The sequence below is a fragment of the Nocardiopsis dassonvillei genome (assembly GCF_964273065.1).
GTDB classification, from domain to species: domain Bacteria; phylum Actinomycetota; class Actinomycetes; order Streptosporangiales; family Streptosporangiaceae; genus Nocardiopsis; species Nocardiopsis dassonvillei_B.
In genome coordinates, this window is record NZ_OZ186815.1 from 1,097,729 (window position 1) to 1,122,553 (window position 24,825).

Genomic DNA, 24,825 nt, shown 5'->3' on the forward strand with positions numbered 1-24,825 from the left:
TGACGCCGCCGGCGCCCAGGAGGACGGCACAGTCCGCACCGGCGCGCCCCGCCGGGGCGTGCCCCGCGCCGGGAAGCCCAGGGACGACGCCGGGTGCTCCCGCGGGGACGGCACCGCCCACACCCCTACTCCCCATCGGGGCGCGCCCCGCGCCGGGGGAGGCCCGGAGACGGCGCCGGTCCCGCGGGGACGGCGCCGCCCGGCCCCGGGGGTCCGGGACCGGGCGGCGGACCGTGTCCCCGCGGGACCGGGTCAGGCGCCCTCCTCCTCCGCGAGGGCCAGCTGGACCTCCACCGGTTCGCGGCGGGAGATCCACAGGGCCCGCCCCGGCGGCATGCGGCGGGCGCGGATGCTGCCGAACAGCATGCCCTCCGAGGGAGGCGAGGACAGCAGGATGCTCGGGGTGTTGAGGTCGATCAGCGAGCGGATGAACGGGTCCCCGCTCGCCCGCCCGAACCCGCCCGCGGCGTGCACGAGGATGACGTGCATGCCGATCTCCGCACCCTGCGCGAGCATGGGGGCCAGCGGGGACATGGGGCTGGGCCCGCTGCCCGCGACGAGCTCGAAGTCGTCCACGATGACGAACAGCTCCGGCCCGCTCCACCAGTCGCGCAGCCGGATGCGGTCGGGGGTGATCTCGGGCCCGGGCATGCGGACCTGCATCGCCTGGGCCGCCGCCTGCATCATCTCCCGGACGCTGTCCCCCGTGACCGCGTACCCCAGCTGCATCTCCTTGGGGACGGCGTCGTAGAGCCGGCGGCGCTGGTCTCCCAGGACCACCCGCGCCTGCTGGGGGCCGTAGTGGCTCCGGATGGCGTTGGTGATGTGCCGGACGAGGTTGGTCTTGCCCGACTCGGTGTCGCCCACCACCAGCAGGTGCGGAGTGGCCCCGAAGTCGTGCCAGAACGGCTGCATGCGCCGGCTCTCCAGGCCCAGCGGCACGCGCAGGACGCCGCTGGTCCCCTCCAGGTCGGAGGCGGGCAGCTCCGCGGCCCGGAGCATCGCGGGCAGAGTGCGCACGGGCGGGGCGACCGGGCCGTCCCAGGCGTCCTTCACCCGGGCGATCAGCTCGCCGATGCCCGCGGACACCGTCACCGGGTCCGGGTTCCCGTCGGCCCGGGGCAGGCCGGTGAGGAAGTGGTGCTTGTCGTCGGTGATGCCGCGGCCCGGGATGCGCGGCACCGCCTGGGCGGCCCGCATGTGGACGAGCGAGTCGACCGGGTCGCCCAGGCGAAGCTCGAAGCGGCTGCCCATGAGGTCGCGGACGCTGGTGTTGAAGTCGGCCCAGCGGGGCGAGGCCACCATGACGTGGATGCCGTAGTTGAGGCCGCGCTGCACGAGCTGGACGATGGAGGCGACCAGGTCCATGTTGTCCTGCCGGATGGTGGCCCAGCCGTCCACCACCAGGAACACGTCTCCGTGGCGCTCGTCGGCGAACTCGCCCGCCGCCCGCCGGGCCCGGTACGTGGTCATGGAGTCGATCCCGTGCTCGGCGAAGAACGTCTCGCGGTGGGTGAGGATCTCGTGCATCTCCATGACCGTCCGCACGACGCGCCGCTCGTCGGTGCGCGCCGCGACGCTGCCCACGTGCGGGAGGCCCTTGAGCGCCTGGAGCAGGCCGCCGCCGCAGTCGATGCCGTAGAACTGCACCTGGGCGGGTGTGTTGCGCAGTGCCAGCCCCAGGATGAACGACGCCAGGAGCGTGCTCTTGCCGCTCTGCGGCCCGCCCGCGACGCCGATGTGGCCGCCGGCGCCGGTGAGGTCGGCGAACAGGGGCCTGCGCTGGTGCTCGAAGGGCCGGTCCACGACGCCGACGGCGATCCGCAGCGAGCCGTGGTCGTCCCAGAGCACCCCGCCCTCGGGGATCTCGCTCCCGGTCATGCGGTGCAGCTCGTCCAGGAGAGGCGGCACGCCCAGCGGGGGCAGCCACACCTCGCGGGCGGCGGGCCCGTGCCCGGACAGGCGGTCCAGGGCGATCTCCAGCAGGGAGGTCTGCGCGTCCTGCGGCTGCTCCTCCACGACCTGCTCGACGACGGCCTCGGCCGCCTGCACGGGCGCGTCCGTGAACAGGACCGTGGCGGTCTCCGGCGCGCCGCTGACGCGGACGGCCCGCGGGCTCACCCGGTAGGGCCCCGAGACGTAGGCCGCCTTGAAGCGCGTCAGCGTCTCGGTGTCGGTCTTGAGGAACCCGTTGCCCGGCGCCGACGGCAGCCGGTGCGCGTCGGGCACCCCCAGCACGCCCCGGCTCTCGATCGCGGAGAACGTGCGCAGGGCGATCCGGTAGGAGAGGTGGCTCTCCAGCTGGTGCATCCGCCCCTCGTCCAGCCGCTGGGAGGCCAGCAGCAGGTGGACGCCCAGGCTCCGCCCCAGCCGGCCGATCATGACGAACAGGTCCATGAAGTCGCGGTGCGCGGCCAGCAGCTCGCTGAACTCGTCCACCACCACGAACAGGGTCGGCATCGGCTCCATCGAGGGGTCCGACTCGCGCGCCCGCTCGTACTCGTACACCGAGCTGTAGCTGCCCGCCGCCCGCAGGTGCTCCTGGCGGCGCACCAGCTCGCCGTGCAGCGCGTCCTGCATGCGCTCCACCAGGATCGCCTCGTCGGCGAGGTTGGTGATGAGTGCCGAGGTGTGCCGCAGCCCGTCCAGGCCGATGAAGGTCGCGCCGCCCTTGAAGTCCACCAGGATGAAGTTGAGGGTGTCCGGGGTGTGCGTCAGCGCCAGCCCGAGCACGAGGGTGCGCAGCAGTTCGCTCTTGCCCGAACCGGTCGCGCCGATCAGCATGCCGTGCGGGCCCATGCCGCCCAGCGCCGACTCCTTCAGGTCCAGTTCCAGGGGCGCCCCGTCCGAGGTCATGCCGATGGGCACCCGCAGCCTGTTCTTGGGGTGCAGCTCCCCCCACATCCGCTCCGGGTCGTGCGAGCGCAGGTCACGGATGCCCAGCAGGGAGGTCAGCTCGAAGTCCGTGGTCAGCGGCTCCGTCACCTCCGCGGCGGCGCCGCTGGCCCGGTAGGGGGCGAGCAGGCGCGCCAGGGCGTCGGCCCGGGGCCGGCCCAGGGCGTCGGGGCGGCCCAGGTCCTCCTCGGTGTCGCGGCCGGTGTTGTCCCTGCCCAGCATGACCAGCCGGGACGGCTCCACCCGCAGCGCGAGGGTGTAGGGGTCGTCCTCCGGAGGCATCGGGTCGGCCACGTCCACGACCACGGCGTTGCGGTACCCGCCGCCGAGCAGCCGGGACCCGGGCGGGATGCTGCCGCCGTCGACGACCACGACGACGAAGGGCTCCTCCCGGCTCGGCACGGCGGCGGGGTCGAAGCGGGGCCGGTCGGCGATCTCCTCCCCGAGGAGCTGTTCGAGCTCGATCGCGCCGGTGCAGAGCAGGCGCGCCGGACCGGCGCCGTCGCGGACCGTGGGGTGCTGGTTGTGCGGCAGCCACTTCACCCAGGACCAGTTCGGCATGGCGGCGGCCGAGGCGCACACGGCGATGCGCAGCTCGTCGTGGGAGTGGAAGACGGCGAGCTGTCCGAGGAGGGCCCGGGTGAGGGCCCGGGAGGCCGCGAGGTCGCCGCGCAGGGTCACCCGGGCGTAGCCGCGCAGGTAGACCTGCACGGGCTGGTCCTCGACGGTGCCGTAGGCGCGGATGAATCGGCGCAGGGCGTGCGCGCTGAGGGGTTCGAGGTCCTCCACCGGCTTGGACGAGACCGGGGAGATCTTCATGGAGAGCGCCTGCTCGCCGACCGCGACGCGGACCTCGCCGAAGTCCTCGTCGTCGGCCCGGCGCTCCCACAGGCGCGAGGTGCGCACGATGGACCACAGGGCGTCGGGGTGGGGGGCGCGCCAGAGCATGGCGTCGCGCTGCTCGGTGACGACCTGGCGCAGCCGGGTCCGCATCTGCCGCAGGTAGCGCAGGTAGTCCCGCCGGTCGTCGTTGAGCTTGCGGCGCCGTTCCAGGAGTGCGCGCAGGTACTGACCGCCGAGCATCAGGACGGCGCCGGCGAGCATCATGCCGCCGGCGATGAAGGGCATCGCGCTGTTGCCCATGCTGCCGGGGCGGATGAACATCATGAGCATGGCGAGTGAAGTGAACGCCATCGGCATGTACATGAAGACCGAGGACATGCTGGACTGCTGCTCGGTCAGCTCCGGCGGCTCCTGGAGGGAGATCTCCCCCGCGGGCAGGTCGGGGCCGGGACGCCTCGGTGGACGCCGTACGCGGATGGTGCTCACGGGGGTGGGACCTCCTTGGTGGGGGGCCGGACGGGTTCGCTCTCCGGTGCCGCAACGAGGAGACCACGGTCCGGTGAGCGGTAGACCACGAGAAAAGCTACCGTTGACAAACAAGGTCACAAATTCGGATACATAAACCAACACAACCCCAGAAACCGATATCTGAGTGTTAGTGTCTGTGCCGTTCCGTAGCCCCCCGTCGAACGGCCCCGGATGAACGATTCGTCTGCCGTCGACCCCTGCCGCCTCATGATCCGCGCCCCCCAGCGCGCGTTCGAGATCGCGGCCCCGGTCGAGGTCCCCTTGTCCGAGATCATCCCCACCCTCGTGCTGTACGCCGAGGGGGACGACGGCGAGGACCTGGACGAGAGCGGCCTCGAACACGACGGCTGGGTCCTCCAACAGCTGGGGGACGAGCCCCTGGACGAGGATGAGACGCTCGCGTCCCTGGGCCTGTGCCACGGGGAGACCCTCTACCTGCGCCCCCGGCGCGAGCAGCTCCCCCCGGTCCACTTCGACGACATCGTCGACGGTGTCGCCAAGGGCATGGCGGAGAGGCCCGACCGCTGGTCCCCCGCGCACACCCGCGTCCTGCTCCAGGTCCTGGGGCTCGCGGTCCTGCTGGTCGGACTGGGCGTGCTCACCGGCGGCGGCCGCAACCTGTTCACCGTGCTGGGCGCGGCCGTCTCGGCGGTCCTCATGCTGCTGTCGGCCTGGGCCGCCTCGCGCGCCATGGCCGACCTGTTCGCGGCCACCGGCCTGGCCGGGTGCGCCACCCTGGCCATGGGGCTGGCGGGCGCGCTGATCCCCTCCGGGGAGCCCGGAACGCTGTTCACCGGCGCGGTGATCCTGACCGCCTCGGTGACGGCGGCGGGCGCCAGCGTGCTCGGGGTCGCGGCGGTGGCGGGCTCGATCCCCTTCTTCGCCGGGCTGTTCGTCGTCGAGGTGCTGGGCGTGCTGGCCGGGCTCCTCCTCATGTTCCTGCCGGGCACCTCCGTCCCGGACGCCGCCGCCCTGGTGGCGCTGCTGGCGCTGTTCACCGGCACCTACGCCCCCCAGCTGGCCTTCCGGCTCTCCGGGCTGCGGCTCCCGGCGCTGCCGGCCAGCCCCGAACAGCTCCAGGAGGAGATCGACCCCCTCCCCGCCCGGCGGGTGCTGGACCGGACGGCCCTGGCCGACCGCTTCCAGACGGCCCTGTACGCCTCCACCGGGGCCGTGCTCACGGTGTGCGCGGGCGTCCTCGCCCTGACCCAGGGCTGGATCCCCAAGACCCTCGTCGTGATCCTGTGCCTGGTGATGCTGCTCCAGTCCCGCGGGCTCGGCAGCGCCTGGCAGCGCGCGCTGATGGTCGCACCCGCCTGGACCGCCCTGGGCGTACTGGCCGTCGCGCTGTCCTGGGGCGCGGACCCGCTGGGCCGCCTGCTGGCGGTGCTGGGCCTGTTCGCCGCCACGACGATCCTGGCCGTGGTGTCCTGGAGCCTGCCCGGGCGGCGGGCCCTGCCGCACTGGGGGCGGGCCGCGGAGATCATCCAGCTGATCCTGTCCGTGGCCCTCGTGCCGCTGGTGCTGGCCCAGTTCGGGGTGTTCGGCCTGCTCCGCGGGATCGGGGGTTGACGTGCAGTCACGACGCGACCGGGTGATGGCCCACAACTTCACCGTGGGCCGGCTGGGGACGGCGATGCTCGAGGCCGACCCCGACGCGGTGGACGCGCCGATGCGCCGCACCCGCAACGGCACCTACGTCGGCCTGGGGCTCGGCGCGCTGCTGTGCGTCGGCTTCCTCGTCTTCGGCCTGCTGTTCCCCGGCGGGGCCACCTCCTGGCGCCAGGAGGGCCGGATCGTCATCGACCGCGACGGCGGCGCCACCTACCTGTACTCGGACGGGGTGCTGCGCCCCGTGGCCAACCTCGCGTCGGCGCGCCTGGTGCTGGGCGAGCAGGCCACCGCGGGCCTGGTCGCCCCGCGCTCCCTGGAGGGCGAGACGGTGGGCGGGCCGGTGGGGATCGCCGGTGCCCCCGACGCCCTGCCCGAGGCCGGCACCGCGGGGACGTGGAGGCTCTGCGCCGTGGAACCCGTCGGGGAGGAGGACGCGCCGCGCGGCAGGACCGCCCTGGTCGTGGGCGAGGCGCCGCCGCCCTGGGTCCTCGGCTCCGGCGACGGCGTCCTGGTCTCCGGCCCGGACGGCACCGCGTACCTGCTGTGGCAGGGAACGCGGCTGCGCCTGGACGAGGAGGCCGGGGGCGTGCAGGCCCTCGGCTACGGGACGACCCCGGCGCTGCCGGTGGACTCCGCGTTCCTCAACACCGTCCCCGAGGGCCCGGACCTGGTCGCCCCGGCCGTGGACGGGGCCGGGGAGCAGGGCCTCGAGCTGGCGGGCGCCGACCGGGCGGTGGGCCAGGTGTTCGCCGTCTCCGCGCCCGGCCAGGAGGACCAGCACTACCTCCTCACCCGGGAGGGGCTGGCGCCCCTGACGCTCACCCAGGCGCTGCTGCTGCTCGGCGACACCGCCGTCTCCGGGCCCGCGTACGGCGGGGCGCCCCCCGAGCCCGTCGCCCTGCCCTCGGCCGAGGTGCACGCCGCCCTCGCCCCGGAGCCGGAGACGCCCGACGCGGCCCGGGGCCTGCCCCCGGTCCCGCCCACCGCGCTGGAGGTGGGCCCCGGCGTCCCCTGCCTGCGCTGGGAGGCGGACGGGTCGATGACCATGACCATGGACGCCCCCGAGGGGATCCGCGCGTGGCCGGTCCAGGAGCGCCCGTTCGTGGAGGCCGGGTGCCCCACCCCCGCCCTCGTGGGCATCCCCGCCGGCCAGGGCGGCGCGGTGCGCGCGCGGCCCGTGGCGGGCACCGACGCCTCCCCCACCTACTACGTCGTGACGGACGCCGCGGCCAAGTACCCGGTCGCGGACACCGCCGCGCTGAAGGCCCTGGGCTACACGGAGGACGAGGCGGTACCCCTGCCGACGTCGCTGCTCCGGGTACTGCCCACCGGGCCGCTGCTGAGCCAGGAGGCCGCCTCGCTCCCCTTGGCGTCCTCCCCCCGAGGCGGGGGCGGCTCCTGCCCCTGACGCCCGATCACAGAGGAGATGCACATGTCCAGAACACGGAGTACCGATGAGGCCAACCGGCTCGCCCAGGAGGCGATGCAGGAGGCCTACGACCAGTGCAACAACATCTACAAGAACGTCGACGACACCCGCGACGGCCTGCGCGGGTCCTGGCAGGGCGCGGCCTCCAACCGCTACAGCGAGGCGATGGTGGGCTGGCTGGAGGAGCTGCGGCTCATCACCAACGACATGAACCAGATGATCGGCACCTTCGGCGGCACCGTGCAGGCCATGAACGCCGTCGAGGACCAGGCCATCCTCACCGGTTCCCGGTGGATGGACGACCTGAACCCGAACCAGTCCTGACCCGGGTCGGCGGGCCCGCCCGGGACCCCGCGCCCCCTCCACGCACCCCTACGACGGCAAGGCGGAACCATGAACGGATTCGACGTCAGCTACGGCCATGTCGACGACGCGACGATGCGTCTGGGCCAGCAGACCGAGGCGGTCGCCCGGCAGATCGAGATGCTCGACGCCAAGATGCAGAAGCTCCTCGCCGACCTCGAAGGTGAGACCAAGCAGAACTACGAGGCGAAGGTGAAGGCCTGGCGCCTCAACGTCGCCGACATGCGCACCCTGCTGGGCAAGGCGCAGAACGCCCTGAACGACATCCGCAACAACTACTCGGGCACGGACCGCCGCGAGGCCATGAACTGGGCCGCGCTGCTCTGAACCGGCTCCGGCCCGAGCCGGTCGGGCGGGGCGGCGCGGCCGCCCCGCCTCCGGGGTCGGACCCGTCCGTCCACGGGTCCGGCCCGCCCCTCTTCCCACGTTCGGATGACGCCCCCGTACGGGCGGCAAGGAGACCGAGAAAGTGTCCGAATCGCTGTACGACTTTCGCGCCGCCCTCTCCGGCGAGCCGGAGACCCCCGTCGAGGGTGACGAGGAGCAGGCGGAACTCTTCACCGCGGTGTCGACCCAGGAGACCACCTCGACCTCCGGGTCGGGAGGGGCGCCCCTCAGCCTGAACCTGGCGACCGGCCTGCTCATGATGACCAACCGGTCCGGCACGGTCGAGGTGGACACGGCGGACGAGCGGGTGCTGATCGACCCCGAGTCGACCTCCTCCGTGGGGCGGCGCGACGGGGAGCTCGTCCTCGGTGCCACCGCGGAGGGGACGCCGCTGCTCGCGGCCCGGGCCGTGCGGGGCGAGGTGCTCGAACCGGTGCACCAGGGCGTCCCCGCCTCCCGGGAGGGGTCCGCCGAGGGCGTGGTCACCGAACCGTCGTCCGAACTCTTCGAGGCGCCGGTGCACGTGGTGTCGGTCCGCGCACCCGAGCAGTCGGCGGGTACGGAGGTGACCCCGGCGTCGGACGGGGTGCCCCTGTCATCGTTCGAGTCCGCCCGCATGGAGCCCGTCATGGCGGGCGTCCCGACGGTCGAGGCCGAGCCGGTGTCCGCACCGGTCGAGGATGTCCCCGTGAGCGCCCCGGCCGGTGACGACGGCGTCGTCACCGGCCCCGTGGTCACCGTGGACCCGGAGACGGGCGAGACCGTCATCCTCGCCGAGGACCTGCGGATCACCGTCGGCCCCGAGAACGGCCAGGTCCGGATCGAGCCGTCGGAGGAGAACGTCCCGCTCGGCCCCGACTCGCCCCCGGTCACCGTCGAGGCCGGCGGCCTGACCATGGTGATCGACCCGGCCACGGGCACCCTCGAAGTCAACCCGATCAAGGGCGAGTTCGCGGACGTCACCGTGGAGATCGGCGACCTGCGCATCGTCATGGACGGGGAGACCGGTGAGATCTCGGTCGACCCCGGGGACGGCGCCGTCTCGGTCGATCCCGAGACCGGCCTGATCACCATCGAGCCGGTGGAGCAGGAGGAGGACGAGGACTCCGGCGGGGAGGAGCCGGACGGGGAGGGCGACCGTCCCGGCGGTGACGGGGAGGGCGAAGAGGAGGAAGGGGACGGCGACCGCCCCGGTGGTGACGGGGAGGGCGTCACCCACGAGGGCGACCACGAGCACGGGGGCGGCCGGCACCACCCCGACGACGAGGACCGCCCCGGCGGCGAACGGGACGAGGACGACCGGGACCGCCCGGGCGGCGAGGACGAGCACGAGGGCGTGAACGGCCGCCCCGACCGGGGTCCCGACAGCGGTCCCGGAACGGTCCCGGGCGGCTCGGGCACACCCGTTGGATCGGGCGGCGGCGAGGACGACGAGGTCCCCGACCACATCGACACCGACGGCATGTACGGACCCTCCCCCGACACCCCCGACACCACCGAGGACGGCCCGGTCCTGGTCGAGGACCGCACACCCCGAGAGGACCCCCCGGGACAAGGCGAAGAGGACGGAGAACACGGCTCCACAGACCAGGGCTCCACCACCGGCGGAGAAACCCCCCACGAGAACCCCGGCCAGAACCCCGACCCCACCAACAGCGAAGGCCTCTACGGACCCTCCCCCGACACCCCCGACACCACCGAGGACGGCCCGGTCCTGGTCGAGGACCGCACACCCCGAGAGGACCCCCCGGGACAAGGCGAAGAGGACGGAGAACACGGCTCCACAGACCAGGGCTCCACCACCGGCGGAGAAACCCCCCACGAAGACTCCGGCCAGAACCCCGACAGCGTTCTCGATCCCATCACCGGCGAAGGCCTCTACGGACCGGCTCCGGACCCGACCCCCGGGCCGTCCCAGGTCAGGACCAGCACCGTCTCCACGGACGAGGAGGACGAGGAGGACGAGGAGGAGGGCGAGGAGACGGACGAGGACGAGGAGGACGAAGAGGGCGAGGAGGGCGAGGAGACGGACGAGGACGAAGAGGACGAAGACGAAGACGAGGACGAAGATTCCAGCGGGAACGGTGACGGCTCCGGCGGGAACGGCGAGGGCTCCGGAGGGAACGGCGACGGTCCCAAGGAGGGCCAGGGCACGAAGATCGACGTGGACCGCCTGCGCTCCTTCCAGTCGGAGTACGTGGGCAAGCTCGACACCGCCCTGGACGAGCACGACGACAACTACTCCCGGTACGGCAGTGGGGGCACCGAGAACCGGTCCGGAGGGACCACCCTCCTCGGCAACCCGGCCAGGCTGCCCAGCGCCGGCCTCCTCGCGGGCAGCGTCGACCAGTCCATGAGCAACCTCTTCGGGATCATCAAGGGCATCCGCAAGGAACTCGACGACATCAAGGACCGCCTGGAGGTCAACATCGCGGAGTTCGAGCAGCTGGAGGAGGGCCAGGTGCTCAACGCGAGCCAGGTGGTCTACCTGATCGGCAGCCCGCCCGGCGCGACCGGCGGCGGCCCCACCCCGACCCCCTGACAGCACCACCGCGACCCGTTGCGACCCCGAGGAGGTCGGAGGAAGAGTGCCAGCACTGCACGAGATCATGAACGTCGTCGCCGACGCCGAGGACGGGGGGAACCACCCCCCGATGCCCAGTGTCGACACGATCATCGGCAGCGGCGTCAACTGGGTGGACCACGGCCGGTACCACTTCGCCAAGGACACCAAGCCGTTCATCGGCTTCGAGTTCGACTACGGCGGCCACGAGATGAACCGCTGGTGGCGCATGCGCAAGCCCGGCCACCAGTACATCTCGTCGGGCTACTACACGTACCAGGTGCCCAACGGCTGGGACTACGCCGGCTACACGATGATCGAGGAGCTGTGGACCGGTCCCGACTCGGTCGAGTCGAAGTTCCGCAACGCCCTCTCCAACCTGGCCGGCGTCATCCCCAACTCCATGACGGGGACCGGTTCGACCAGCTTCCACGGCGAGCCGGTGAAGACCCTGGTGAGCAACCTGGCCCTGCTGAGCGAGGTCCTCGACACGCAGAGCGAGAAGATGCGCACCGCGTACAACGAGCTCGACGTGCCCGAGGGCCCGATGACGGGCTCGGCGGCGTCGGCCTACGCGGCCCGGCTCTACGACTTCGCGCTGCGCCTGCGGGACCTCAGGCGCCAGGTCGACAACAACCACGAAGCGCTCAAGGACATCCTGGAGCCGATCCGGGTCAAGGCGGTCGAGCTGCAGTCGGCGGTGACGAACACCCTGAACTCCCCGAGCAGCGGCATGCGCCGGATCCTGGACGACTGGTATTTCGGGGTGACCACCGGCCGCGAGCAGTGGAACAGCGCCCGCGGCCAGTTCCAGATCCCCATCCACGCGGACCCGCCGGTCTACGGGATCGTCGGCGACGACATCACGGACAGCAACGTCAACAACGAGCTGAAGAACCGGTGGCGCAAGCAGTTCGAAAGCGTCTTCACGGCCGCGACCGCGCTGTACAACAAGATGGACGAGCTGTACACCCGGGCGCACACCGACCTCAACGTCATCGAGGACCCCAAGGGCGGTCTGCCGCTGAGCATGATCCCCGACATCAACGACACGAACAACCCGTACGACGATCTGTTCGGGGGCGGTGACGGGCCCGGCGGTCCCCAGGAGATCAAGATCGACTGGGGCGACGGGCCGCCCGGCGGCGACGGACCCGAGATCCCCGACTGGCTGAACGACCCCCCGCCCGGCTACGGGGGTCCGGAGGACCTCAACTACGAGGGCCCCGGCGACGGCCCGGGAGCCTACCAGGGCGGCCCGGACGGCGGCGGGAACTACGGCGGTGGCGGCGGCCCGGAGCTGAACTACGAGGGCGGCCCCGACGGTATCGGCGGCCCGGGCGCGGACGGCACCGGCGGCCCGGGGAACGAGCACCTGTTCCAGCGCGTCGAGGGTCCTCCGGACCCGGGCACCGACTTCCCCGGAACGGGCGGCGGCCCGTTCGGCGGCGAGGTGCCCCCTCCCGGCGGTGTGGCACCGCCGCCTCCGCTCGGGTTCAACGGCCCGGGGACGGGAGAGGGCCTCGGAACGGGCGGCGGGATCCCGACGCCTCCCCCCGGCCTGGGCACCGACTTCCCCGGAACGGGCACCGACTTCCCCGGGTCGGGCGGATTCGGTCCGGGCGGCGTGATCCCCCCGCCCCCTCTGGGACTGAACGGCCCCGGTTCGGGCGGAAACGGCGACCGCCGCCCCAACAGCGGCGCCGGCACGAATCTCCCGCCGCCCACCGGTCTGCCGATCGACCCGGCGACGGGCCTGCCCATCAACCCGGACACCGGGCGGCCCTTCCCCGTCGACCCCGGGACCGGGCTGCCCTTCGACCCGGACACCGGCCTGCCCATCAACTTCGACCCGGAGACGGGCCGGGTCACGCCGATCGACCCGGTCACCGGCGAACCGATCACCAGTGGCGGCAGCCGCCTCGAACTCGACCCGGACACCGGGCTGCCCATCAACCCCGAAACCGGGCGGCCCTTCCCCGTCGACCCGGCGACGGGCCTGCCGTTCAACCCCGACACGGGCCTGCCCATCAACTTCGACCCCGACACGGGCGAAGTGACACCCATCGACCCCGTCACCGGCGAACCCATCACCGGCGGCGGCAGCCGCCTCGAACTCGACCCGGACACCGGGCTGCCCATCAACCCCGAAACCGGGCGACCCTTCCCCGTCGACCCCGAAACCGGACTCCCCTTCGACCCGGACACGGGCCTGCCCATCAACTTCGACCCCGACACGGGCGAAGTGACACCCATCGACCCCGTCACCGGCGAACCGATCACCAGTGGCGGCAGCCGCCTCGAACTCGACCCGGACACCGGGCTGCCCATCAACCCCGAAACCGGACAGCCCTTCCCCGTCGACCCGGCGACGGGCCTGCCGTTCAACCCCGACACCGGCCTGCCCATCAACTTCGACCCCGACACGGGCGAGGTCGCTCCCATCGACCCCGTGACCGGGCGACCGGTGGACCCCGACGCCGGGCTGCCCATCACCTACGACCCCGACACCGGGCTCCCGCTACCGATCGACCCCGTCACCGGGGAGCCCGTCACCGGCGGGGGGACACGGCTGGACATGGACCCGGCGACGGGCCTGCCCGTCGACCCCGACACCGGACGGCCCTTCCCCGTCGACCCCGGAACCGGACTCCCCTACAACCCGGACACCGGCCTGCCCATCGACTACGACCCGGTGACCGGGCTCCCGGCACCGATCGACCCCGTCACCGGGCAGCCGCTGCCGCCCGACTCCTTCACCCCGCCCCCGATCGACCCGGGTCTGGACACCGACTTCCCCTCCAGCGGGGACGACGTCCCGATCAACCCGGTCACCGGGGAGCCCGCGGAGGTCGACCCGATCACCGGGCTGCCCTACCCCGTCGACCCGGACACGGGTGAGGCGATCAAGGGCGGGTTCGACGCACCGCCCGAGAGCGTGAACTACCCGCCGCCGCGCTTCGAGAGCGGCGGCCCGGACGGGCTCAACTACGGCGGCTACGGCGGGGGCGACGGGACGTCGGGCTCCGGCGGAGCCCCCGGCACCGCCGACCGCACCTCCATGTTCGCCGCGCCCACCGGCGCGGGCGGGGGGCAGGTGCAGGTCGACGGCGGCGCGGGCGGGGCGGCGGGCGCGGGCGGTGCGGGCGCCGCAGGCCCCGGTGCCGCCGGCGCGGGCGCGCCCATGATGCCTCCGATGATGCCGCCCATGGGCGGTATGGGCGGCGGCGGAGGCGGCGAGAACCGCGACCGCAACCGGACCACCTGGCTCTCCGAGGACGAGAAGGTCTGGGGAACCGACAAGAACCGGCAGCGGGCCGTGCTCGGACGGCCCGTGCCCGGCCAGCAGAAGAAGGGGGCCACGCGCCATGAGTTCGTCGATGCGGGAGCAGATGGAGGCCGAACTGGAACGGCTTCACACGACGATGAGGGAACTCTCGGACGCAAGCGCAAGCCTGGAGTCGGCAACCGAAGAGGCCGTGGCCAAGAACAGGCTGGTGGCGGCGACGGTGGACGGGACGGGTCGGCTGACTGAGCTCAAGTTCCACACCGACGGCTACCGGAGCATGGCGCCGGCCGAACTGTCCGCGGCGATCGTCGAGGTGGTCGGCCGCGCCCAGCGGCAGATGGCCGCCCGCGTCGCCCGGGTCTACGAGGCCTTCACCCCCGAGGGCGTCGACCCCCAGGCGGCGATGCGCGGCGACCTCGACCCCGAGGAGACCCTGCGGCGCATGGGCGTCTCCCTGGACGACCTCCGGTAGGGGCCCCGCGCCGACGACCACGGATCGCAGGAGGAACGGGATGACACCAGGACAGGGCCTGTCGGCCTTTCCCGAAGGCATGACCAGGGACGGGTCGCGGATCCACGACGCGGCCGACTACACCGACGAGCTCGTGGCGCGCACCCGCGCCGCGCGCGAACCCCTCGGGGTCCCCTGGGGGGAGAAGGGCGAGTACGCCGAGCAGATGCAGAAGGCCATCGGCGAGGCCGAGGAGGTCCTCTACACCCTGCTGGACCACATCGCCGTGGCCCAGCGCCAGGCCGCCGACGGAACGGTGCGGACGGCCTCGGGCTTCCAGGGGGCCGAGGACGCCAACGTCGACATCATCGGGAACTTCGGCGGGACCACACCGGGAGGACGCAGATGAACGCCCAGTCCCCGACCGGGGACGCCGTCCCCGAGGAGGCGCCGGGCACCGCCGCCCGGACCGCCCCGGCCTCCGCGGCGCCCCCCGCCGCCGAGGACTTCGGCACGGCCCTCAACACCGGTGACCCCGCCGCGGGGGCCGGGGCGGTCCCCGCGGCCGCACCGGAGGAGGAGCCGCTGCCGCAGGAGGCGCCGGAACCCGGGACCCCGGCCCGCCGGGTCGGGTCGGTGGTCGGCGCCGAGCGGGAGGAAGCCGAGGCGGAGCCCGCCCTGGACCGGCCCGGGGCACCGGTGCTGGCCGGGGCCGCCATCGCCGGGCTGATCCTCGTCGCGGCGCCCTTCGCCGTGGTGACGGGCACCGGCGGGGGACCCGTGTCCCTGGACGTGATGGCGGGCGGGGAGCAGGTGCCCGGCACCCTCTCCGGCCAGGGGCAGAACAGCGTGCAGCCCGGCGGCCAGGGCGGCGGCGAGGCCGGGACCGGCTCGACGGTCCCGGCGGGCGGTGAGGGCGGCGGGTCACCGGTCACCGACACCGTCCCGGACACCGGCTACGTCCCCGAGGTCCGGCCGGACCTGTCGGCGCCCACCATGCCCGACCCCGGTGAGGCGATGGGCGGCTCCCCCGTGCAGACGTCCTCCCCCGCCCGGGAGACCGGGCCCGGCACCGAACCCCCCGCCGGACAGGGCGGGGAGACGGCCACCGGCGACGTGTCCGCGGCCGGCGGCACCCCCGGGGCCGAGGGCGTCGTGCCGGACCCGGACACCGGGGCGGCGGCACCGGACGCGGACACGGGCACGGCCACCGGAACGGAGACGGACGCCGGAGCGGGAACCGACACCCCCGCCGGGCAGGACGGCGGCGCAACGGCGGATGGCAGCGGGGCCCCCGAGGGGGCTCCGGCCCGGAACGACGGCGCGTCGGGCGAGGCGGCCGCGGGTTCCGGGGAGGGCCGCGGCGACGAGACCGCGGCGGAGGCGCTGTCCGACACCGGTGCGGGCACCGACCAGGCCGCCCCGGAGGGCGCGGCCGCGGGCGCCCGACAGGACGGCACCCCGGCCAGCTCCGACGCCGGACCGCAGGACCCGTCGGTCCCCCAGGACCCGCCCGTCGCCGACGGCGGCGGGGACTCCTCCATCCTGGGCGGCGTCGCCGAGCGCTTCGGCCCCGCCGACGGGTCCTACCTCGCCGTGACCGGGCCCGGCTGCCCGGCCGTCCCCGGCGCCTCCTACGGCAGCGGGGGCCGCTGGGACGACGCGGAGGGGGCGGACGGCTGGGCCACCAGGCCCGGCGGCTACGGCGGCGAGGGGTGCGCGGGCGAGTACGACGCCCTCCCGGTGTCCGGCGACCCCGAAGAGGGGGACGGGCGGTACGCCGTGTGGTCCTTCGCACCCGGACGCGAGGGCGTCTCCTGCGAGCTGTACGTCCACGTCCCCGACGACGAGAGCCCCCGGTGGGTGGCGCCGGGCGAGGCCCGGTACCTGATCCGGCCGGGCACCGGCACCGAGCAGGCGCCCGTGGCCGTGTTCGGGTTCGACCAGTCGCAGGTCCGCGGCGGCTGGGTCCAGGTCACCGGGTTCGTCACCCCGGCCGAGGAGTTCACCGTCGAGCTGACCAACGCGGGCGCCGACCCCCTCGCGGCCGAGGAGGGCGCGAGCGCCCACCTCGCAGCGTCGGCCGTGCGCGCCTCCTGCTCCTGACCCCCGGCGGGGCGGCCCGGTCGGCCGCCCCGCCTCTCCCCCACCCCGGCCGCGGTGCGGCCGGACGAACAAGGAAGGCAACGATGAGCAGGCAGCTCCTCACCGTCGACCCGGGCGCCCAAGGAGCGCACGAGACGATCACCGCGGCGCTGGAGGAGGCCTCCGGCGGCGCGCTGATCACCATCGCGCCCGGCAGGTACGAGGAGAGCCTCGTCCTACGGGAGGTCGTCACCCTGGTCGCGCGCGACGGCCGCGGGAGCGTGGAGGTGATCGGCTCGTCGGGGAGCACCGTGCTCTCCGGCGCGGAGGCGGTCAAGCTCTCGGGCCTGGTCCTGCGGGGCCGCGACGAGGAGCGCCCCACGGTGGACATCCCCGCGGGCCAGGTCGAGATGGCCGACTGCGAGGTGGTCGGCGCGGCGTGGGCCGCGGTGTCGGTGCGCGGGACGGGGGCCGTCGCCATGCGCGACAGCCGGGTGAGCTGCAGCGAGGGGGCGGGGGTGGTCATCGTCTCCCCCGGGCTCAGCCTCATCGAGGAGTGCGTGGTGGAGGACGTCGGCACCAGCGCCCTGGTCATCGGCGAGCGGGGGCGGCCCGTGGTCCGCTCCTGCGTGTTCCGCGACGCCCGGGGCAACGGGCTCTTCGCCAGCGGCGAGGCCGCCGGGACCCTGGAGGGCTGCGAGATCACGGCGACCGGCAAGCCCGGCGTCGCCCTGGAGGACGGGGCCGCGACGACCCTGCGCGGCCTGCACGTGCACCGCACCGAGAAGGACGGCATCGCCCTGTCCAGCCAGGCACGGCCGGTGGTCGAGGACTGCACCGTCGAGGAGGTCGGCGGGGACGGGGTCGTGGTCCGCGGCAGCTGCGACCCCCAGGTGTCCCGGACCCGCGCGGTGCGCGTCAAGGGCGCCGGGTTCCACGTCACCGAGCGGGCCCGCGGCGTGTTCACCGACTGCGCGGTGGAGGACTCCGAGGGGGACGCGGTGCGCTCCGGCGGTCGGGCGTCCACCGCGTTCCTGGGCCTGCAGGTGCGGGGCGGCCGCGGCCTGCTGCTGGCCGAGGACAGCGTCGTGGAGTTCGACCGCGGCGAGATCGGCGGCACCGGGAGCCACGGCATCGTCATCACCGGCGGGGCGCCGTTCCTGCGGGGCATGGCGGTGGCCGACACCGGGGGGCACGGGGCCCTGCTGGAGGGGTCGGCCCGCGGCCGCCTGGAGGGGATGACCTTCGAGCGGACCCGCAACGCCTCCGTCGCGGTGCGCGAGGGCGGCCGCCTGGAACTGGAGGGGGCGCGCATCGTGGACGGCCGCGACGCGGGCGTCGCGGTGGGTCCGGACGGCGAGGCGGACCTGCGCGACTGCGAGATCTCCTCCTGCGCGGGCGACGGGCTGTCGGTGCGCAGCGGAAGCCGGGCCACGGTGCTGCGCACCCGGGTACGGGAGGGCAGGCGCAACGGCGTGCTGCTGGCCGCCGGGGCGCGGGCGACCCTGCGCCGGTGCGAGGTGTTCGGCAACCGCGCCGACGGCGTCCTGGTCCACTCCACCGAGGAGGTGGTGGTCGAGGACTGCACGGTTCGCGACAACGGGCGCTCGGGCCTGCGGCAGACCGTGGCCAGCGAACAGGCCCGCACCGAGGACCTGTACAGCCAGGGCAACGGCTCGCCCGACGCGTTCGGCGAGCAGGCGGGCACGCCCGTGCCGCTGGCACCGCTGCCGGAGGAGGAGGGCGGGGACGGGGACGACGGCGCCGCCGGGCCGATGCTGGAGCTGGACTCCCTGATCGGCCTGGGCAACGTCAAGCAGGAGGTGCGGACGCTGATCACCCGCAACCAGATGGCGCAGCGGCGCGCGGAGATGGGGCTGCCCACACCGCCGATGAGCCGCCACCTGGTCTTCGGCGGCGCGCCCGGCACCGGCAAGACGACGGTCGCGCGGCTGTACGGCCGCATCCTCTCCGAGCTCGGGGTGCTGCGCTACGGCCACGTGGTGGAGGTGGCCCGCGCCGACCTGGTGTCGCAGTACGTGGGCGGGACCGCCATCAAGACCACCGAGGTGTTCGAGCAGGCCAAGGGGGGCGTCCTGTTCATCGACGAGGCGTACACCCTCTCCAGCGGCGGCGAGTCCGGCAAGGGGCCCGACTTCGGCCGGGAGGCCATCGACACCCTGGTCAAGCTGATGGAGGACCACCGGGACGAGGTGGCGGTGATCGTCGCCGGCTACACCGAGGACATGGAGCGCTTCCTGGCGGCCAACCCCGGGCTGGCGTCGCGGTTCAGCAAGACCATCGAGTTCGTCAACTACGAGGTGGACGAGCTGGTGGAGATCGTGCGCAGGCTCTGCGAGGGGCACAGCTACCGGATGGCCCCGGAGACGGAGACCGCCCTGGCGGGGCTGTTCGAGCGGATGCCCAAGGGGCCCGCGTTCGGCAACGCCCGCGAGGCGCGCAAGGTGTTCGAGGAGATGATCGACCGCCAGGCGAACCGCCTGGGCGGTTCCTCCCCCGAGGACCACGACTCGCTGACCCTGCTGCTGCCGGAGGACCTGGGGGCGGGGGCCGTGGAGGAGGGCACCCCGGCCGACCGCGACCGGCAGATCACCGAGCTGCGCGGGGAGCTGGACGCCCTGGTGGGTCTGGCGCAGGTCAAGGACACCGTGAACGACCTCGCCAACCTGCTGCTCATGGCGGAGCAGCGCAAGGCCATGGGGCTGCCCGTCTCCTCGATGAGCCACCACCTGGTCTTCACCGGTCCCCCCGGTACCGGTAAGACCACGGTGGCGCGCCTGTACGGGAAGCTGCTGCACACGCTGGGGGTGCTGCCGGGCGACCACGTCGTGGAGGCCGCCCGGTCGGACCTGGTCGGTCGCTACGTGGGCCACACCGCCCAGCTCACCGCGGAGGTGTTCGAGCGGGCCCGGGGCGGCGTGCTGTTCGTCGACGAGGCCTACACCCTCACGCCCAAGGGCGAGGGGAACGACTTCGGCCAGGAGGCGGTGGACACCCTGCTGAAGCTGATGGAGGACCACCGGGACGAGGTGGCGGTGATCGTCGCCGGCTACCCGGTGGAGATGGACCGCTTCATGGACTCCAACCCCGGTCTGGCCTCGCGGTTCAACCACCGGGTCGAGTTCCCCTCCTACAGCGACGAGGAGCTGGTCACCATCGTGGTCCGCATGGCGGCGTCCTCGGGGTACGAGTGCGGGGCCGAGACCCTGGCGGCGCTGGCGGCGCACTTCTCCACGGTGGAGCGGGACGGCTCGTTCGGCAACGCCCGGTACGCCCGCCAGGTACTGGAGCGGATGATCACCCGGCAGGCGGGGCGGCTGGTGGGACTGGGCGCCTCGGCGACCCGGGAGGACTTCACCGCGCTGCTGCCCGCAGACGTGCCCTGACCCGCACGGCACCGCCCCGGCGCACCGCCCGCGCCGGGGCGGTCGCGTGTTCCGCGCCCCGCGCGAGGGCCCCGGACCCGCCCGGCGGGCGGAGGCGCGGTCCGCTACGGCGTGCCCGCCTCCACCCGCCGCCGGCGGAGCCGCCACAGGCGGGCGGCGGCCACGGCGGTGCAGGCGAGGGCCGCCGTGACGAGCAGGACGACCTCGGCCGGGGCTCCGTGGAACCGCTGGAGCAGGGTGCCCTCCCGGCCGCCCATGGCGAACGTCGCCGCCGGGTCGAAGGCGGCCAGGGCCAGCGGCGGCAGGGCGTAGGGGGCCAGGCGGACCGCCGTCCGCCACCGGGGGCGGTCCGTGCGGGTGGCCGCCCAGGCCGGGGCGCGCAGCACGCCGCGCACCCCGAGTCCGGCCGCCGCGAGGGTCACCGCGCCCAGTGCCGCGTCCACCTTCCACAGGGAGGAGTCCCGCGGGGCGGGCGCGCGCCCCTCGGTGAGGTCGACGAGCCCCTCGGCCAGGCCCCAGGTGTCCTCCTCGGTGAGTGCGATGCCGACGTTGGTCAGGACGGCCACGCCGTACCCGGTCTCCGGGACGAGGACCTGGTAGGCGGTGTGCGTGGAGTTCGTGCCGCCGTGCCAGACCTGGACGTGCGACGCGCCGTCGGCGGGCCCCCGGCGCATCCATCCGAGCCCGGTGCGCCCGTTGGGCGCCGAGGGCGTGTGCGCCTCCGCCACCGTCTCCGGCCCGACGACGCGGGGACCGCCCGGGACGGCGCCGCCGTTGAGGTGGAGCAGCAGCCAGCGGGCCAGGTCGTCGGCGGTGGAGACCATGTCGCCCGACCCGGTGGCGAAGCGTGCGGGCTCGGCCACGGGCAGGTTCAGGCCGTAGGCGCGGAAGTGGCCGGGCGCCGTCCGGGCCCCGTCGGAGGCCGACCGGGTGTCGGCCATCCCGGCCGGGCGCAGGACCTCCCGCTCCAGGTACCCGGTGAAGGGCTCGCCGGCGACGGTCTCCACCAGGCGGGCGGCGACGTGGTAGTTGGGGTTGTGGTAGTTCCACTCCCGTCCCGGGGCGGCGGCGAGCCGGGCGCCGGACAGGCGGTCCACGGCCTCGGCGAGGGTGGCGGGTTCGGGTCCTCCGTCGGGCAGGCCCCGGTCGTGCAGCCCCGAGCTCTGGTCGAGGACCTGGCGGACGGTGATGTGCGCGCCGCGGGGGTCGGCGGTGGCGAACCCGGGCAGGTGGTCGCGCACCGGGTCGTCGAGGTCCAGGGCCCCCTCCTCGACCAGGCTCAGGACGGCCAGCGCCGTCATGGACTTGCTCAGCGAGGCGACCGGCATCGGGCTGTCGGTGCGCAGCGGGCGGCCGTCGCCGTCGTGCCCGTGGGCGCCGGTGTGCACGATCCGGTCGCCGTGGACCACCGCGAAGGCCGCGTCGGGCAGGCCGGTGCGTTCCAGGTGGTCGGCGACGAAGGCGTCCAGCTCGGCGGGGGCGGGCTCCGCCCGGGCCGCGGCCGCGGGTGCCGCCGGGCCGAGGACGGCCGAAGCCGCCAGGAGTGCGGCGAGGAGGGCGGGGGCCCGTGCGGGGCGGGCTGCGGGGTGCGGTGCCATGGAGGTCTCCTGTCGTGTCGGTCCGGGCCAGGGGAACGGTAGGTTCCGGGACCGGGCGCGGGCCTCACCCGGACGGGTGCGAAAGGCGGCGCGGACCGGCACTTCCGGGTGAGGCGGCCGGGCGCGGGCCGCGCGTAGCCTGGGTCGGTGCGCAGACGAAGAGGGCCCGACGCGGTTCGGGCGGGACTGCTGGCCGCGGCGGCCGCGGCCGCGTGCGCCTCCCCGGTGGCGGACCCGTCCGCCCTGCCCTGGCCCGCGCTCGCGGTGGCGGCGGCCGCCGCGGCGGTGGGCCGGTGGGGCCCGTACGGACGGCCCGGGGCGCTGCTCGCGGGGGTGTGCGCGGCGGCCCTGCCGGCGGTGGCGCTCGCGCGTTGGGGCGAACCGACGCCCGCGGCCGTGCAGGCCGTGTTCGCGGTGCTGTGCGCTGTGCTGCCGTGGCTGGTGGGGCGTGCGCTGCGGTACCGCTCGGAGGTCACCGACCTGGGCTGGCGCCGCGCCGAGCTGCTCGAACGCGAACGCGCCCTGGTGGCCGCCCGGGAGCGGGCCCGCACCCGGGAGCGGATCGCGGCGAACATGCACGACTCCCTGGGGCACGACCTCAGTCTGCTGGCGGTGCGCGCCGGGGCGCTGGAGGTGGCCGAGGGGCTGTCCCCGCAGGACTACCGGCGCGGTGCCGCCGAGCTGGGTGCCGGGGCCATCGCGGCGGTCGAGCGGTTGCAGGAGATCATCGGCCTGCTCGACCGGCCCGACGAGGACTCCGGCGCTCTGGAGGAACTGCTGGCCCGGGCCCGCGGCGCGTCGGTGGAGGTGTCCGCGACGGGTGGGGAGGTGTGGGAGGGAATGGCTCCCCCGGTGCGCGCCCTGGCGTACGCGGTGGTGCGCGAGGCCCTGACCAACGCGGTCAGGCACGCGCCCGGAGCTGCCGTGGCCGTGGACACCGCCCGGTCTGCGGACGGCGGGTACACCGTCGCGGTGCGCAGCGGCCCCGGCCGGGGCGGTACGGCGCCGGTGTCGGGAGGGCGGGGGCTGTCCTCGCTGCGCACCCGGGTGTCGGCGGCGGACGGCGTGTTCGAGTCGGGGCCCGACGGCGACGGCGGGTTCCGGGTACTGGTCCGGCTGCCCGCCCGGGCCCCCGCGGCCGGGGCGGCCTCCGAGCCGGACCGCAGGCGCGCCGCCGCCCGCCGCGCCCGGCGGGCGGCGGTGCGGGCCGCGGCCGTCCCCGCGGCGCTGCTGCTGACCGTGGTCCTGGCCTGGGCCGGGTACTACGCGTCCGCCTCGGCGCGCTCGGTGCTGCCCCCGCCGGTCTACGCGGGGCTGGAGGTCGGCGCGCCGCGCTCCGCGGTGGAGCCGCTGCTGCCGGCGCGGACCATGCTCGACCCGCCGGCGGCGCCCGCCGGCCGGGAGTGCGTCCACTACCGCTCCGGTACGGGGTGGCCCGGGGCGCCGGGGCACGCGTACCGGCTGTGCTTCGCGCAGGACCGGCTCACCGCCAAGGACGAGGTACCGCTCAACGGGGAGGGGACACGGTGATCCGGGTCCTGCTGGCCGACGACGAATCGCTGATCAGGGCGGGCATCGCGGCGATCCTGGGCTCCGATCCGGGGATCGCCGTGGTGGGCGAGGCCGCCGACGGCCGGGAGGCGGCCGACCTGGCGGCGCGGGAGCGGCCGGACGTGGCTCTGCTGGACATCCAGATGCCGGGGGTGGACGGGTTCGCCGCGATCGAGGCGGTCCGGGCGGCCTCCCCGGCCACGGCGGTCGCGATGCTCACGACCTTCGGACGGGACGAGTACGTGGCCCGGGCGCTGGACGGCGGGGCGAACGGGTTCCTGCTCAAGGCCTCTCCCCCTCGCGAGCTGCTGGCCGGGGTGCGGGCGGTGGCGGCGGGCGGCGCCGTGCTGTCGCCCAGGGTGACCGGCCGGGTCGTCGAGGGCTTCCGGCGGCGCCGGGGCGCGGACTCCGGTGCCCGGCTCGACGCCCTCAGCCCGCGGGAGCGCCAGGTGCTGGCGCTGGTGGGCTCGGGAGCGTCCAACGCCGAGATCGCCCGCACCCTGCACCTGGCCGAGGACACGGTCAAGACGCACGTCAGCGCGGTCCTGGCCCGCCTGGGGGTGCGCAACCGGGTGCAGGCGGCGATCATCGCCCACGACGCCGGGCTGACGGAGAGCGGGCCCGTCCACGGCCGCGGCCACGGGGACGGGGACGGTCCGCCGTCATGGCGGCACGGGTGACATCGCCGCCGCGATCGCGGCCGTGGACCGGGAGGGCCGCCCGGCCCCGACGGGTACCACCGCGCGGCCGGGCCGGGTCCCGCCCTGCCGGCCCCGGCCCGGACTCCGGGAGCGGTGGCGGCTGACGAAGCCGCGGCCGTCCTGGGCGGCGGCGTGGCCGTGCACGGGCACGGCGCGGGTCAGCCCCGGGTCGCGGGGACGACGCTGCCGCCGAACTCCTCCTCGATGAACGCCGCGGTCTCGGCCGAGGTGAGCAGTTCCACCAGGGCGGCGATGCGCGGGTCGTCGGCGTTGTCGGCGCGGGCGGCCAGGATGTTCACGTACGGGTTGTCCTCGAAGCCCTCCAGCAGGATGGAGTCCTCCCGGAAGTCCAGCCCCGCCTCCTGGGCGTAGTTGTTGTTGACGATGGCGGCGTCCACATCGTCCAGCGAGCGCGGCAGCTGGGCCGCCTCGACCTCGCGGAACACCAGGTCCTTGGGGTTGTCCTCGACGTCGTCCAGCGAGAAGGTCGCGGCGTCGGCGTCCTCGGACAGGGTGATGAGGCCCCCCTCCTGGAGCAGGAGCAGGGCGCGGAACCCGTTGGTGGGGTCGTTGGGCAGTGCGACCTCGGCGCCCTCGGGCAGGTCGTCGACCGCGTCGACGGTGCGGGAGTACAGCCCCAGCGGCGGCAGGTAGACCTGCTCGACGGCGACCAGGTCGGTGCCGTTGCCCTCGTTGTACTCCAGCAGGAACGGCTCGTGCTGGTACAGGTTGACATCCAGCCGCCCCTCGGCCAGGGCGGCGTTGGGCGCGATGTAGTCGGAGTACTCGACGATCTCCAGGTCGAGCCCGGCGTCCGCGGCGAGCTCGGTGTCGACGAACCCGAGGATGTCACCCGCGGGGACCGCGGTGGCGCCGACGGTGAGGACCTCGGTGCCCTCCGCGGGGGCGGCCGCGTTCTCGGAGGGTGCACCGCAGGCGGCCACCGCCAGGACGACGGCGGCGGGGGCGGCGAGGGTGAGGCGGCGCATTGTCGGAGTCCTTTGCACGGTGCGGGGCGGGTATTTCCTAGTTAATCGACCTTAAATCAGGATTAACTGCTGCCGCGACCACGTATGGACATCTGTGACAAACCGCATGAAACATGACTTTTTCGGCGTTCT

Annotated in this window: 15 protein-coding genes; 12 read left to right on the forward strand and 3 right to left on the reverse strand. The window is 74.4% G+C overall.

The annotated features are described in order from the left end of the window. Positions 1–252: 252 nt before the first annotated feature. Positions 253–4,224: a type VII secretion protein EccCa gene (eccCa, locus tag ACSUPR_RS05070; protein ID WP_436889757.1), complete on the reverse strand. Its 3,972-nt coding sequence runs from the start codon at positions 4,222–4,224 to the stop codon at positions 253–255. A 213-nt stretch (positions 4,225–4,437) separates the two neighbouring features. Between eccCa and eccD the strand changes: the two genes are divergently transcribed. From eccD to ACSUPR_RS05120, 10 genes are all read left to right on the forward strand, one after another. Next, positions 4,438–5,838: a type VII secretion integral membrane protein EccD gene (gene eccD, locus ACSUPR_RS05075; protein ID WP_436889758.1), complete on the forward strand. Its 1,401-nt coding sequence runs from the start codon at positions 4,438–4,440 to the stop codon at positions 5,836–5,838. 1 nt (position 5,839) lies between these two features. Continuing rightward, positions 5,840–7,288, forward strand: a complete 1,449-nt coding sequence (eccB, locus tag ACSUPR_RS05080; RefSeq protein WP_436889759.1) for a type VII secretion protein EccB — start codon at positions 5,840–5,842, stop codon at positions 7,286–7,288. A gap of 24 nt (positions 7,289–7,312) precedes the next feature. Further along, on the forward strand, positions 7,313–7,633 hold the full coding sequence (locus tag ACSUPR_RS05085; RefSeq protein ID WP_436889760.1) for a WXG100 family type VII secretion target: 321 nt from the start codon (positions 7,313–7,315) through the stop codon (positions 7,631–7,633). A gap of 69 nt (positions 7,634–7,702) precedes the next feature. Then, positions 7,703–7,999: a WXG100 family type VII secretion target gene (locus ACSUPR_RS05090; protein ID WP_436889761.1), complete on the forward strand. Its 297-nt coding sequence runs from the start codon at positions 7,703–7,705 to the stop codon at positions 7,997–7,999. A 142-nt stretch (positions 8,000–8,141) separates the two neighbouring features. Next, positions 8,142–10,601 (forward strand): hypothetical protein, encoded by a 2,460-nt coding sequence (locus ACSUPR_RS05095; RefSeq protein ID WP_436889762.1) that lies wholly within the window; start codon positions 8,142–8,144, stop codon positions 10,599–10,601. 46 nt (positions 10,602–10,647) lie between these two features. Further along, positions 10,648–14,157 (forward strand): hypothetical protein, encoded by a 3,510-nt coding sequence (locus tag ACSUPR_RS05100; RefSeq protein ID WP_436889763.1) that lies wholly within the window; start codon positions 10,648–10,650, stop codon positions 14,155–14,157. Continuing rightward, entirely contained in the window at positions 14,102–14,383 is a 282-nt protein-coding gene (locus tag ACSUPR_RS05105) for a hypothetical protein (protein ID WP_436889764.1), read from the forward strand. Before ACSUPR_RS05100 ends, ACSUPR_RS05105 begins: the two co-directional genes overlap by 56 nt. A 40-nt stretch (positions 14,384–14,423) precedes the next feature. Further along, complete coding sequence (locus ACSUPR_RS05110; protein ID WP_436889765.1) at positions 14,424–14,771, forward strand: hypothetical protein; 348 nt, start codon at positions 14,424–14,426, stop codon at positions 14,769–14,771. Continuing rightward, positions 14,768–16,468 carry a hypothetical protein gene (locus ACSUPR_RS05115; protein WP_436889766.1) on the forward strand — a complete coding sequence of 567 codons (1,701 nt, stop codon included), beginning with the start codon at positions 14,768–14,770 and terminating at the stop codon, positions 16,466–16,468. Before ACSUPR_RS05110 ends, ACSUPR_RS05115 begins: the two co-directional genes overlap by 4 nt. A gap of 83 nt (positions 16,469–16,551) precedes the next feature. After that, a complete protein-coding gene (locus ACSUPR_RS05120) occupies positions 16,552–19,854 on the forward strand; it encodes a right-handed parallel beta-helix repeat-containing protein (RefSeq protein ID WP_436889767.1) in 3,303 nt (1,100 codons plus the stop codon). Between the two features lie 104 nt (positions 19,855–19,958). Here the strand turns inward: ACSUPR_RS05120 and ACSUPR_RS05125 are convergent, their stop codons facing one another. Further along, a complete protein-coding gene (locus ACSUPR_RS05125; RefSeq protein ID WP_436889768.1) occupies positions 19,959–21,452 on the reverse strand; it encodes a serine hydrolase domain-containing protein in 1,494 nt (497 codons plus the stop codon). 147 nt (positions 21,453–21,599) lie between these two features. Here ACSUPR_RS05125 and ACSUPR_RS05130 point away from each other — a divergent pair, with 147 nt between their 5' ends. Both ACSUPR_RS05130 and ACSUPR_RS05135 read left to right on the forward strand, forming a co-directional pair. Continuing rightward, on the forward strand, positions 21,600–22,982 hold the full coding sequence (locus ACSUPR_RS05130) for a sensor histidine kinase (protein ID WP_436889769.1): 1,383 nt from the start codon (positions 21,600–21,602) through the stop codon (positions 22,980–22,982). Next, positions 22,979–23,683: a response regulator gene (locus ACSUPR_RS05135; protein WP_436889770.1), complete on the forward strand. Its 705-nt coding sequence runs from the start codon at positions 22,979–22,981 to the stop codon at positions 23,681–23,683. Before ACSUPR_RS05130 ends, ACSUPR_RS05135 begins: the two co-directional genes overlap by 4 nt. Before the next feature lie 179 nt (positions 23,684–23,862). Here the strand turns inward: ACSUPR_RS05135 and ACSUPR_RS05140 are convergent, their stop codons facing one another. Next, positions 23,863–24,693 carry a MetQ/NlpA family ABC transporter substrate-binding protein gene (locus tag ACSUPR_RS05140; protein WP_436889771.1) on the reverse strand — a complete coding sequence of 277 codons (831 nt, stop codon included), beginning with the start codon at positions 24,691–24,693 and terminating at the stop codon, positions 23,863–23,865. Positions 24,694–24,825 lie beyond the last annotated feature (132 nt).

Coding starts and splice junctions, on each gene's coding strand:
- ACSUPR_RS05110 (WP_436889765.1), top strand. CDS start 14,424: ATGACACCAGGACAGGGCCTGTCGGCCTTTCCCGAAGGCATGACCAGG.
- ACSUPR_RS05140 (WP_436889771.1), bottom strand. CDS start 24,693: ATGCGCCGCCTCACCCTCGCCGCCCCCGCCGCCGTCGTCCTGGCGGTG.
- ACSUPR_RS05085 (WP_436889760.1), top strand. CDS start 7,313: ATGTCCAGAACACGGAGTACCGATGAGGCCAACCGGCTCGCCCAGGAG.
- ACSUPR_RS05115 (WP_436889766.1), top strand. CDS start 14,768: ATGAACGCCCAGTCCCCGACCGGGGACGCCGTCCCCGAGGAGGCGCCG.
- ACSUPR_RS05125 (WP_436889768.1), bottom strand. CDS start 21,452: ATGGCACCGCACCCCGCAGCCCGCCCCGCACGGGCCCCCGCCCTCCTC.
- ACSUPR_RS05090 (WP_436889761.1), top strand. CDS start 7,703: ATGAACGGATTCGACGTCAGCTACGGCCATGTCGACGACGCGACGATG.
- eccD (WP_436889758.1), top strand. CDS start 4,438: ATGAACGATTCGTCTGCCGTCGACCCCTGCCGCCTCATGATCCGCGCC.
- ACSUPR_RS05120 (WP_436889767.1), top strand. CDS start 16,552: ATGAGCAGGCAGCTCCTCACCGTCGACCCGGGCGCCCAAGGAGCGCAC.